The following is a 12665-nucleotide window of genomic DNA, read 5'->3' as shown; positions in this document are numbered from 1 at the left end:
TTTTTTAAACTTCAAATAAGTTTAATCATTAAAAAAATATAAAAATGTTTAATAAATTTATTCAAAGACCCGTATTGTCGATAGTAATATCGCTGATTATTGTCTTTTTGGGAGTATTGTCGGTATTGAATTTACCAATTACCCAATTCCCTTCGATTTCTCCTCCTATGGTAAACGTTACTGCGGATTACCCTGGATCGAATGGAGAGCTTATGATTAAATCTGTTGTAATTCCGTTGGAAAGAGCCTTAAACGGTGTTCCGGGAATGAAATATATGACTTCTGATGCCGGAAATGATGGTGAAGCAAGTATTCAGGTTGTATTTAACTTAGGAACAGATCCTAATCAGGCAGCGATTAACGTTCAAAACCGTGTGGCTTCGGTTACTAATAAACTTCCACCTTTAGTAATTAGAGAAGGTATTAAGATTACACGAGAAGTTCCGAGTATGTTGATGTACGTGAACCTTTATAGTACGGACAAAAATACCGACATGAAGTTCTTGTACAACTATGCTGATATCAACGTATTATCTGAATTAAAAAGGGTAAATGGAGTTGGTTCAGGAGATATCTTAGGAACACGTGAATATGCCATGCGTATTTGGTTGAAACCAGATCGTATGTTAGCGTATAAAATTTCTGCTGATGAGGTAATGGAAGCATTATCAAGTCAGAGTTTGGAAGCTTCTCCGGGTAAAACGGGAGAAAGTTCTGGTAAACGTTCTCAGGCATTTGAATATGTATTGAAATATTCTGGACGTTTTACAACAAAAGAGCAATATGGAAATATTGTGGTAAGATCGAATGCTAACGGAGAACTTTTGCGTTTGAAAGATATTGCAAATGTTGAATTTGGAAGCTCGATGTATGATATCTATTCTAACTTGAACGGAAAACCTTCTGCAGCGATTGTATTAAAACAATCTTTTGGAAGTAATGCGAATCAGGTTATTGAAGATGTAAAAGCTAAACTGGAAAAAATCAAGCAAAAATTCCCAAAAGGAATGAATTATGAAATCTCTTATGACGTTTCTAAATTCCTTGATGCTTCTATCGAAAAAGTAATTCATACTCTTATTGAAGCTTTTATTTTAGTTGGTATAGTAGTTTTCCTTTTCTTAGGAGACTGGCGTTCTACGGTAATTCCGGCAATTGCGGTACCCGTTTCATTGGTTGGAACATTTGTGTTCATGACATTCTTTGATATTTCATTGAACTTAATTACGTTGTTTGCTTTAGTATTAGCAATTGGGGTCGTCGTCGATGATGCGATTGTGGTAATCGAAGCCGTTCACGCCAAGATGGAAGAAGAACATCTTTCACCATTAAAAGCGACTAAAAAAGCAATGCACGAAATCGCAGGAGCAATTATTGCGATTACGTTCCTGATGGCGGCGGTATTTATTCCGGTTGCGTTTATGTCTGGTCCTGTTGGAGTTTTCTACAGACAGTTCTCGATTACAATGGCAACAGCGATTATTCTTTCTGGTATTGTGGCTTTGACTTTAACGCCTGCACTTTGTGCGATGATGTTAAAAAATAATCACGGTAAACCTAAAAAGAGAACTCCAGTAAACATATTTATTGATGGTTTTAACAACAAGTTTAACCTTGCACAAGGTAAATACCAAAATGTATTAGGCAAAATTGTAAACAGAAGAGCTGTTACAATTATCGCACTTCTTGGTTTCTGTGCCGGAACATGGTTAATCAGCAGCACGGTTCCTTCTGGATTTATCCCGAATGAGGATCAGGGAATGTTTTACGCTATTATTCAAACACCTCCGGGTTCATCATTAGAAAGAACAAATGATGTTGCCTTGAAGCTTCAAAAAATATCAGAAACTGTAGAAGGAGTAAAATCAGTATCTGCATTAGCGGGTTATGAAATTTTGACAGAAGGTACAGGATCAAACGCGGGAACATGTTTGATCAACTTAGAAGACTGGAATGATCGTAAACAATCGGTTCAGGAAATTATGACGGAACTGGAAGAAAAGTCAAAAGATATTGCAGGCGCAAATATTGAGTTTTTCCAACCGCCGGCGGTACCAGGATATGGAGCTGCGGGAGGATTTGAGCTTCGTTTATTAGATAAAACAGGTACTACAGATTTCAAAAAACTGGAAGAAGTTAATAAGGAGTTTGTTGAAGAATTGAACAAACGTCCAGAGTTATCTAACGTATTCAGTTTCTTTAGTGCGAGTTTCCCTCAGTATATGATGAAAGTTGATAATGATTTGGCACAGCAAAAAGGAGTTTCTATTGAAAACGCCATGAACACTTTGTCAACTCTTGTGGGAAGTAACTACGAGATCAGTTTCATTAAATACGGTATTAACTATAAAGTAATCGTTCAGGCTGCTCCGGAATATCGTGCACAGCCAGATGATATTCTGAAATTATACGTGAAAAATAATCGTGATGAAATGGTTCCTTTCTCTGCTTTTATGAAGTTAGAAAAAGTATACGGACTTTCGGAAATTACGAGACATAACATGTACACTTCTACAGAGATTAGTGGTGGACCTGCTCCGGGATACAGTTCTGGTACAGCTATTAAAATCATTCAGGAAATAGCAGCTAAAAAATTACCTAGAGGTTATGATATTGACTGGGCAGGTATTTCTGCCGATGAGGTTGCACAAGGTAATCAGGCAATTTGGGTATTCTTAATCTGTTTAGGATTCGTTTATTTGGTATTAGCAGCTCAGTATGAAAGTTTTATTTTACCATTATCTGTAATTCTTTCTTTACCTGCGGGTATTTTTGGAGCTTTCCTTTTATTGAAAGTTGCAGGATTAGAAAACAATATTTATGCGCAGGTTGCCATGGTAATGCTTATTGGTTTATTAGGTAAAAATGCCGTATTGATTGTAGAGTTTGCGATACAAAGGCACGCAGCCGGAAGAACCGTTTTAGAAGCTGCAATGGAAGGAGCAAAAGCAAGGTTCCGTCCTATTTTGATGACTTCATTTGCGTTTATTGCGGGATTATTACCGCTTGCATTTGCAACTGGTCCGGGTAAAATTGGTAACAGAACTATTGGTACTGCGGCCGCTGGAGGTATGCTTATAGGAACTATTTGCGGAGTATTTGTAATTCCGGGCTTGTATTACATATTTGCCAAAATTGCTGAGAAACACAAACTGGTAAAACATGAAGAAGAAAATCCATTAACAGAAGAAATTGATAACAATCATGTATAAAGTTAAATTATATCAATACAGTATTGCATTGGGTTTATGTCTTGCCGTGGCAGGATGTAAAGCCCCTGCAGCTGAAACAGCAAGTACAAGCGCTCCGGTTCCGGAAGCATTTGGAAGCGTAAAATCGCAGGACACAACAAATACATCGACTTTAAAATGGAAAGATTTCTTTAAGGATCAAAACCTTGTAGAGTTGATTGATGTTGCCTTAAAAAACAATCAGGAACTGAATATGACTTTGCAGGAAATTGAAATTGCAAAGAATGATATCAGAGTTCGTAAAGGGGCGCTATTGCCAACTGTCGGCGTTCGTGCCGGTGCAGGAATCGAAAAAGTAGGACGTTACACAAGCCAGGGTGCGGGTGATGCAACAACAGAAATTAAACCGGGAATCGAAACTCCAGATCCGTTACCGGATTATACCATTGCAGCTTATGCAAACTGGGAAGTAGATATCTGGAAAAAACTGCGTAATTCTAAAAAAGCAGCTGTAAACCGTTATTTAGCTACAGTTGAAGGTAAAAATTTTGTGATTACAAACCTTATTGCTGAGATTGCTGATAATTATTATGAATTATTAGCTTTAGACAGCCAATTAGAGATTGTAAAACAAACGATTACTTTACAGACAAACGCTTTAGAAATTGTAAAAATTCAAAAACAAGCGGCGAGAGCAACTGAACTTGGAGTTCAGAAATTTCAGGCTGAGGTTTTAACTTCAAAAAGTCTGGAGTTTGATATTTTGCAGAAAATAAAAGAGAACGAAAACAAAATCAACTTTTTGTTAGGACGATATCCACAGGATATTAAAAGAGACAAAACCAATTTTACAGATTTGCTTCCGGCAGCTGTAAACTCTGGAATTCCATCTCAATTATTAACAAATCGTCCAGATGTTAAACAAGCAGAATTAGAATTGGTTGCTGCAAAATTAGATGTAAAAGTCGCTCGTGCAGAATTTTATCCTTCATTAGATATTTCAGTAGCTTTTGGAGTTCAGGCTTTTAAACCATCTTATTTGTTTACATTCCCTGAATCGATTTTATATTCATTAGCCGGAGATATTGCTGCGCCGTTAATTAACAGAAATGCGATTAAAGCAGAATTTTCTAGTGCTAATGCAAGACAGCTTCAGGCGTTGTACAATTACGATCGTACCATCCTGAATGCATATTTAGAAGTTTCAACCCAGCTTTCTAAAATTGATAATCTTCAAAAAGGTTACGATTTAAAATCACAGCAAGTTGACGCTTTAAATAAATCAATTGATGTTTCAAACGATTTGTTTAAATCAGCAAGAGTAGATTATTTTGAGGTTTTAATGACGCAAAGAGATGCATTAGAAGCTAAATTAGAATTAATAGATACTAAAAAAGAACAATTAAATGCTGCAGTTCATGTTTACAGAGACCTGGGCGGCGGATGGAAATAATATTGCCTGTTAATTTGTAGAGAAAAAGCCTTTCGGAAATTAAATTCTGAAAGGCTTTTTTATTTGTTATTTAAAGAATAGTCAAACCTATCTCTTTATATGTTTTTAAAATTTCATCTTCAGGAGAAATGTTGGTAACCAAAACGTCGATATCTGTAATTGGAGAAATATAATAAGCTTCTGCCGTTCCTACTTTTTCAATAGAACTCAGTGCAATAACAAAATTAGAATTCTGAATCATGCTTTTTTTAATTTGAGAATCATCATATAAAACGCCTGTAATACCACGCTCGTGATGAATACTGCAAATTCCCAGAATACAAACATCTGCTCTAAAATTTCGTAAAAAATCGATTGTGTCGATTCCAGAAGTTGTAAAAGAGGTTTTACTCATTAATCCTCCGGCAAAAATTAATTCGATATTTGGTAAATCTTCCACTAATAAAGCAACGGGAAAACTGTTTGTAACAACGGTTAATTTTAAATCATAAGGAAAACTTGAAACCAAAGCTACAGAAGTTGTTCCGCCATCAATAAAAACAACTTGTCCGTCTTTTAGATAGGAAATCGCTTTTTCGGCAATAATCTTTTTATTTTCAACATCATGTTTTTCTCTTTTTCTATAATGCAAAGGAATTGGAGAAGGAGCAACCGCGCCTCCGCGAACGGCTTTTAAAAGTCCCTGATCTGAAAGTTCTTTTAAATCACGTCGAATAGTATCTTCTGAAACACTTAAATATTCACTTAATTCTATAGATGTTACCCGATGTTCTTTAGATAAATATTCTAATATAACCTGTTGACGCTCTTCCTTTTTCATTTTAATTGCGGTTTTATATTGCAAAAATAAGTTAAAAATTGCAATATATTGCAATTTTTGCATAATTTTACCGCAAAATAAATTTACAATGAGAAAGAAAACAATTGCAATAGATATGGATGGTGTACTTGCCGACATTGACGCACAATTAATTGACCATTACAATAAAGCTCACGGAACTACTTTATCAAAGGAAAGTATGAAAGGATTATCTTCTGATGTTGCTTTTAAAGAAAGAGATTTTATTCATAAACTTTTGCATTCAGAAAACTTCTTTAGAACATTGCCTGTAATGCCCGATGCTGTTGAAAGTTTACTTGAATTGGATAAAGATTTTGAAATCTTTATTGTGTCTGCCGCAACAGAATTTCCTATTTCACTTTCAGAAAAAATGGCCTGGCTTGCGGAGCATTTTCCTTTTATTAAATGGGATAATATTATTTTATGCGGCAGCAAAAGAATTATCAATACCGATTATATGATTGATGATCATTGCAAAAATTTAGATTATTGTATGGGAAAACCTATTATGTTCACTGCATTTCATAATGTGAATCAAGATCATCATATAAGAGTAAATAACTGGAAAGAAGCCGTTGCGTTTTTAAAGGAAACATTATAAGCTGTAAAGGTTATAATTTTATTGTTTTTTGAAGAGAAAAGCCTTTTAGAAGAAATTCTGAAAGGCTTTTTATATTTAAAAAGCTTTCGTGGTTATACTGAAAAATAGCAGTCAGATCAATAAAAATATTTATATTTATAAAATAATAAAGATTATTTTTATGAAAAAAGTTCTACTGTTATTAATCGTTTTTTGCCTTTTTGGATGCAAAAAATTTGTTGTTTCGTTTGAACAGCCTACAGATATGAAGTTAGATAATTTAAAGCTGGAAGTGCTTCTGGATAAAGAGAAAGTTCAGGATATTAACTTAAAAGCGGCAAAGGGATTACCTTCTTATGAAACAGCTGATTTGCCAGTTTCTGACGAAGGAAAACACCAGCTTCAGATAAAAGTAAGGGACACAGTATTTAATTATGAAATAAAGTATCCCGAAGAAAGATATATTATGGTAACTGCGCATTTAAAAACGAATGGTAAAATCCATGTTGGAATTTTAAAACAATCTTATAAATATAGATTTCATTAATCGCAAAGTTCGCAAAGCTAATATTTAAAATAAAGCTTTGCGAACTTTTGCGGTTTCTAAAAATATTTAAATAAAATACCTTGCTCCCGATAGCTATCGGGATTGCGGTTAAATTATCAAGGAGGGGTTAAGATAAAAAATCTTTAAACCACAATCCTGAGTTTTTGATGGTTCTTTTTTGTGTTTCGAAATCCACGTGAATTAATCCGAAGCGGGCATTATAACCTTCTGCCCATTCAAAGTTATCGGTTAAACTCCACACAAAATAACCTTCTACATTTAAACCTTCTTCTCTTGCTTTTAAGATTTGTTCTAAGTTATCCTGAATAAAGTGTGTTCGTTTTATATCGAATACTTTTCCGTTTGTAACAGTGTCTGGAAAAGCAGCACCATTTTCTGTAATGATAATTTTTTTGATGCCTTTGTATTCGTTGAATTTTTTTAGAACGTGATACAATGCCGGCGGATAAACTTCCCAGCCCATATCAGTTGAAATTACATTTCGTTTTTCGGCACTTATTAATTCAGCACCAATGTACGGAATCAACATGGCCGATTTTACAACTTCACGAGTATAACATTGTAATCCGATGAAATCAAAATCGAAATCGAGATTGTTTAAATCATCTTCTAAAATATAATTATTAAGCTTTTTAAGCACCGGAAGATCTTTTTGCGGATATCCCAATCCTAAAATTGGCTCAATAAAAGTTCGGTTTAATAAAGTATCTACACGTTTTGCGGCTTCAACATCTTTTTGACTATCTGTTGCCGGTTCAATATGTGTACATGAAAAGGTAGTCCCGATATTAGCATTCGGAACTTTGTTTCGCAATATTTTCGCGCCCGCAGCCGTAGCCAGCGTTACGTGATGCATGGCTTTTAGATAATTGGTAATTCCCTTTTTTCCAGGCGCATGAATACCTAAAAAATAGCCAGCTCCGGTAAATACTGAAGGTTCATTAATGACCATCCAGTTTTTTACACGATCGCCAAAATACTGGGTACAAACTTCAACATATTCTGAAAACCAGGAAACCGATTCGCGGTTTGTCCAGCCTCCTTTTAATTCGAGTTCATGTGGTAAATCCCAATGATAAATAGTAATCCAGGGTTCTATTCCAGATGCCAGTAAGGAGTCGATAATTTTATTGTAATAATCTATTCCGGCTTGATTTACAGGATGAGTTCCCGTTGGCATAATTCGCGTCCAGCTGATAGAGAACCTAAAATTCGGAATATTTAATTCCTTTATTAAATCAATATCACCCTGATAAGAATTATAAAAATCGCAGGCGGTTAGAGCATGATGTCCGTTTTTTATTTTTCCTTTTTGAGAAGTAAAAACATCCCAGATAGAAGAACCTTTTCCGTCAGAATCATGTGCTCCTTCAATTTGGAAAGCGGCGGTAGAAACACCCCACAAGAAATCTTCACCAAATTGGTTTTTGTTCAAAAATGAGTTTTCAATTTTATTCATTCAATAGTACTTTCCTTTATTTTTAAACTGCTTATTAATGAAGGAAAGAAGATTGCATAGCTCTTAAAAAAAGCCATTCTTTGAATGATACCAGGAAATTTAGGTTAAAGAATTTCATAACGATTAGTTTTATTCAAATTACTAAAACTAATGTGAATTTATTGTAAAGCCATTATTATCAAATAATTAAATAAAAAATGGGAAGATAAATCAATCTTCCCATCCACAAAGAGTTAAACCAAGGCCCTGAGCTTGTTTGAGTGATGTTTTGACCACTTCCTGCCTGCAGGATGATAAACCCCGGCAATGTTCTTTATAATGATATTTTTTCGATCCGCTTGATCCGCAGATATAAACACTGCTATCCGGAGAAGAAAAAGAGCTTAAAAAAACAAAAAATAAGAGTAAAGCATATTTCATTAGTGTATTTTTATTTGACAATTAAATTGTATTCGTTTCCTTTTTTATCAGTTGCTTTTAATTTTCCGTATGCGATCCATTCGGTATTAATTTCTATTTCGGCAACTGTGTCCGTTAAAATTCCGGCGCCATATTTTCCCTGCACGTTAATATTTCCAAAAACCGAATCGCCTGTTGCATTTATTCCTTTTACATCATAATTGTATTCATAGTTTCCAGAATTTCCGGTTCTGTATTCATAATGATACGTTTTATTTACATGATATGTTTTTGCTTCTTCTGGCGTAATTGTTTTACGATCGTCTGCTGTAATTACCGGTTTATAAAATGTATTGATTTGCGGTGGAGGCGGTGCAGAGGCTTTTTCGCAGGAATAAAATGTAAATAATAAAAATAAGATGAGGTAGTTTTTTGACATAGGCTTTTGTGGTATTTGGTTAGACTTAAAATCCTATTTTTAAATATTTTATAGTTTTTAAAGCAACGATAAATCTAATTAGAATTATGCTCTTTAAAATGAGTACTTATACGGGTTTTATAGATTAAATTAAATTTATTTTAGATGAAATAATTTTAAACTTGGAGAAATTCTGGACTTAATTATTTAGAAGAATGACTCCAAGTTTAGGTTTTTAAAATTGTAAATTTTGTTGATTATCTACATTCAGGTAATTCTAATAGGTTATTTTTTTCTGTAGTATCAGCTTCTGTTTTTAGATATTTATTACCATTTGCAGTTGTTGCAATAATTACATTTACTCTTTGTCCATAAACATTATTGACATAGAATAACCATTTTTTATTTTCTATTCCTTGTATTGCTTCGGCTAAAGTTAATTTCCATTTTGTTCCATCAGGATTTAATCCGCCAATGTTTTGAATACGTTCATGTATATTATATCTATCAGATTTATTTATACATTTAATTTCATGTGAATCTGCCATTTTTATTGATTTAAATTATTATTAGTTTAGTATATTTCCGATTTCAACTTCATAAGTATTACAGTTTTGGATATCAAGTCCCATAATATCAACGGTTTTTTCTGAACCAGCAGCAAAATTTACCGCATTGCCAATTCCTGTTCCTACTATATTTCCATCCTTATCATAAAAGGTAGCTTTTAAGTCCAAGTAAGTGATTAACTCATTTGTATTGTTTCTTAATCTACAATGTATTATATAGGAATTAAATGATGAATCATATTTTGCAGACTGTTTTATAATTTCTACATCAGGTACGGAGCTTTCTGCGTTGGAAATTGTAGTTGAGCTATTTTTATAATTCTTTTTGTTATCATCTCCACTTCCAAATGCGATGAAGATAAATCCTGCAAGTGTTAGTGCAGAAAATAAGTGTTGTATTTTTCTTTTCATTAGTGTATTAAATTTATGGTTATTGATTTTCGATAAGTTATAAATGGTAAAATTGTTCCTAAGAGATACATGAGAAGATCTGAAGAATCGAAAGTGCCGGGAACAAATTTTATAAGCTGTCCTAATTCAGAAATAATAGAGATTATTGGAATTATGAAAATCCAAAATAGATTTTCATTTTTAATTTTGTTTTTCCATAAAAACAAGACGAGACTTACATATGAAAACATCCATAAACCGTCAGGCAGAGAATAAAGAATAATATTTGGAAGATTATTTGAATAGTTAGCAGTAAAACTTCTTAGATTATTTATAATGTTCAATATTCTTAGTTTGTCAAACCAATCGAACATTTTCAATGTTGAAGTTCTAAATAAGATATATATTAAACTTCCACATAGTAATGTGAAAATATGCCCGATATATAATTGTTTGACTTTCATTGGTTTTTTATTTTATTCAAATGTAAAACCAATAAAAATCAGTGTATTATGGAAATCCGTAATGTGGTAAATTTTTTAAAAGAAGTTTTTATGAAACTTGTTTAAACAGAAAAAAGAGGACAATGAAGTTCCTCTTAAAAAAAAATAGATTTTGTTTTTTTATTCTTTTTCTAAAATAAAATCTTTAATGATTTTATCCATATTTGAAGGAAGGTCGGCATTTTTAATTTCGAAATGTTTTATTTTCATATCAGTAAGCCATTTACTCCAGTATTCTTTAATCACTTTTTCTTCGTATGGATTATTTTTACTTGGATTTATCCCTAAAACTAAAACTTCAAGATTAGATAAATCTTTATCAATTTTAATAAATCCCAATTTTTTATCCTCAAATTTTTTCTGCCAGTCGTTTGTATTTAAACCATTTTGTTTAATTAACTGCGGGGTTAAATAATTGGATAAATTTCCATCTTTAATTTGCGTTCCTTCATAAAACATATACCCGTCGGTTAAAATAATCAGGATATTTCTATAATCCTTTTCAATGCATTGATCTTGTACTTTGCTGTCAAAAAAATTCCAGATATCAGAACCAATATATTTATCATCTTTAATCGCCGATTCATAAATTGATGCCGTTTTTGATGAATAAGTATTGTTTATAGAATTGAGAAATTCTTTTGAAGCATTGTCTTTGTCAACCGTAATTCTTAACTGTTTGGAAATAGAATTAATTTCAGGATTTTCAGGTTCCGGATTAAAGAACAACTGCATTTTGTCATCAATCTGCCTCATTCTTTTTGATTTTAAATGCTGAGTAAAAGCTTCAGAAACCGTTTTGATATATCCTAAATCTCTCTCATAGATTTCCATTGTTGGATTTGGATTTTTTTTAAGGCTTATTCTGTCTGATAAATCAACAAGAATACTAATGTTATAATTTTCTGAAACTGAACTTTTAACAGCGGTTTCTTTTTCTTCATTTTTGGGTTCTTCTTTGCATGAAAAAAATAAAATCAATAATAATGACAAGGCCATTTTGAGTAAAGTATTTTTCATAATATTAGTTTTTAAAATACACTAAATGTTGAAAATCGGGATCGACTAAATTTAATTTTCCAAGATGTTCTTCAGATAAATTTTCACAGCCTTCCAGTAATTCTACTTTTTCTTTATGAGGCAGAGCAATTTCGGTATTTATAGCCTGAAACCATCCTTCTTTATATTGATGATGATAGTGCAGATATTCTTTTACAGGAAAAACAAAACCATCTATTTTAGATTGAAGTTCAGAGATTTTTCCATTAATGGTCACAATCTGCTGTTTGAAATCGTTGGTTTTATTGATGTATTCTGCTTTTAATTTTTCAAGGTTTAGTAAGTTTTCTTTTTTTCCTCTAATAAAAGCTCTGATTTTATCAATGTTTTCAAACTCTTTCATGACAAAATCAAACACAAGTCCCCAGATAATATAAACTACAAATCCGGCAAATATGATCATCCAGAATTCTGGCTGTCCAAGAGCAATGTTTAAATTGTATGGCGAAGATTCGGTTGTTTTATTAAACTCGTATATTTTTTTCTCAATGATGTAAGCCAAAAGAGAATCGAATAAAAAGGTAATGGCAAAAAGGGAAATTAATCTAAGTATGTTTTTGAAGCCTTTTCCTTTTTGAACCATATGAATTACGTAACCTAATCCCATAAAAACAAACGGAATTGTAACGACCAAAACTCCTTCGAGCCAGCTTGCTTTAAAGGCATTTGTAAAAGCATCGGCATCAAAAATTGCGGCGGTTAAACTGTCATTTGAAAATTCTTTGAAAAAAGCAGAATAAGAGGCCGAAATATAAAACACCAAAACATAAAGTGTAATGGGCAGCAGCAGAATCAAACCAATATAAAATTGTGCCTTTAAACCTTTTCCTTCTTCAATTCCGTATTTATCAGGATTTCGTTTTACCTCGATAATTTCGTTTTTTATCTGGTCGATATTTTCATTGATATCCTGTTCTTTCTTTTCATAAATACCAATTGCAGCTTCAGATTTTTTCAGCTCCGTTCTGTTTTTTTCCTGTTCTTCGCGGTAAGGCTGTTTTAATCGGTCTTGCTCCATTTTTTGTTTTCGACATTGATCTTCAAAACTCATATATAAATTTTGAAGACAAGCTTTTAAAACAATAGGTTTTCCGGTTGCTTTTACAGATGCTGCGAAACCGCTTTGATAATATGTTATTCTAATTTGTTCTCTGTCTTCTTCATTTTCTTCGAAAATTTTAAAAGAAGAATCCTCAGATTTTTTTAAACTAAATAATTGGGTAAGTGTTTTCATA

The 12665-nt window shown here is 32.8% G+C and carries 12 protein-coding genes; 4 read left to right on the top strand and 8 right to left on the bottom strand.

Annotated features, from left to right (window positions below):
- Positions 1-44 precede the first annotated feature (44 nt).
- A complete protein-coding gene (locus NLJ00_RS23955) occupies positions 45-3212 on the top strand; it encodes an efflux RND transporter permease subunit (RefSeq protein ID WP_256635687.1) in 3168 nt (1055 codons plus the stop codon).
- On the top strand, positions 3205-4644 hold the full coding sequence (locus NLJ00_RS23950) for a TolC family protein (RefSeq protein ID WP_256635686.1): 1440 nt from the start codon (positions 3205-3207) through the stop codon (positions 4642-4644). The genes NLJ00_RS23955 and NLJ00_RS23950 overlap by 8 nt, the downstream gene beginning before the upstream one ends.
- Positions 4645-4714: 70 nt before the next feature.
- Here the strand turns inward: NLJ00_RS23950 and NLJ00_RS23945 are convergent, their stop codons facing one another.
- Complete coding sequence (locus tag NLJ00_RS23945) at positions 4715-5464, bottom strand: DeoR/GlpR family DNA-binding transcription regulator (protein ID WP_256635685.1); 750 nt, start codon at positions 5462-5464, stop codon at positions 4715-4717.
- Positions 5465-5552: 88 nt separating this feature from the next.
- Between NLJ00_RS23945 and NLJ00_RS23940 the strand changes: the two genes are divergently transcribed.
- Positions 5553-6086, top strand: a complete 534-nt coding sequence (locus tag NLJ00_RS23940; RefSeq protein WP_256635684.1) for a 5' nucleotidase, NT5C type — start codon at positions 5553-5555, stop codon at positions 6084-6086.
- A 160-nt stretch (positions 6087-6246) separates the two neighbouring features.
- Positions 6247-6612 carry a hypothetical protein gene (locus NLJ00_RS23935; RefSeq protein WP_256635683.1) on the top strand — a complete coding sequence of 122 codons (366 nt, stop codon included), beginning with the start codon at positions 6247-6249 and terminating at the stop codon, positions 6610-6612.
- Between the two features lie 127 nt (positions 6613-6739).
- On the opposite strand, the gene NLJ00_RS23930 is transcribed toward NLJ00_RS23935, so the two are convergent.
- The 7 genes from NLJ00_RS23930 to NLJ00_RS23900 all read right to left on the bottom strand — a co-directional run bounded on the left by NLJ00_RS23930 (position 6740) and on the right by NLJ00_RS23900 (position 12664).
- On the bottom strand, positions 6740-8092 hold the full coding sequence (locus NLJ00_RS23930; RefSeq protein ID WP_256635682.1) for a GH1 family beta-glucosidase: 1353 nt from the start codon (positions 8090-8092) through the stop codon (positions 6740-6742).
- Between the two features lie 430 nt (positions 8093-8522).
- Positions 8523-8930, bottom strand: a complete 408-nt coding sequence (locus tag NLJ00_RS23925; protein WP_256635681.1) for a hypothetical protein — start codon at positions 8928-8930, stop codon at positions 8523-8525.
- Positions 8931-9166: 236 nt separating this feature from the next.
- Positions 9167-9457: a DUF3892 domain-containing protein gene (locus NLJ00_RS23920; RefSeq protein ID WP_256635680.1), complete on the bottom strand. Its 291-nt coding sequence runs from the start codon at positions 9455-9457 to the stop codon at positions 9167-9169.
- A 21-nt stretch (positions 9458-9478) separates the two neighbouring features.
- Positions 9479-9889, bottom strand: a complete 411-nt coding sequence (locus tag NLJ00_RS23915) for an FxLYD domain-containing protein (protein ID WP_256635679.1) — start codon at positions 9887-9889, stop codon at positions 9479-9481.
- Positions 9889-10332, bottom strand: coding sequence for a hypothetical protein (locus tag NLJ00_RS23910; RefSeq protein WP_256635678.1), 444 nt, complete (start codon positions 10330-10332; stop codon positions 9889-9891). The genes NLJ00_RS23915 and NLJ00_RS23910 overlap by 1 nt, the downstream gene beginning before the upstream one ends.
- A gap of 159 nt (positions 10333-10491) precedes the next feature.
- Positions 10492-11391 carry a hypothetical protein gene (locus NLJ00_RS23905; RefSeq protein WP_256635677.1) on the bottom strand — a complete coding sequence of 300 codons (900 nt, stop codon included), beginning with the start codon at positions 11389-11391 and terminating at the stop codon, positions 10492-10494.
- A gap of 4 nt (positions 11392-11395) precedes the next feature.
- The gene (locus NLJ00_RS23900) at positions 11396-12664 is read right to left on the bottom strand and encodes an ABC transporter permease (RefSeq protein ID WP_256635676.1); all 1269 of its coding nucleotides are present in this window, start codon (positions 12662-12664) and stop codon (positions 11396-11398) included.
- Position 12665 lies beyond the last annotated feature (1 nt).

The organism is Flavobacterium panici (assembly GCF_024499525.1).
GTDB lineage: Bacteria > Bacteroidota > Bacteroidia > Flavobacteriales > Flavobacteriaceae > Flavobacterium > Flavobacterium panici.
Note: the sequence above shows the minus strand (reverse complement) of the source record. Positions and strands in the feature narration are given on the sequence as shown.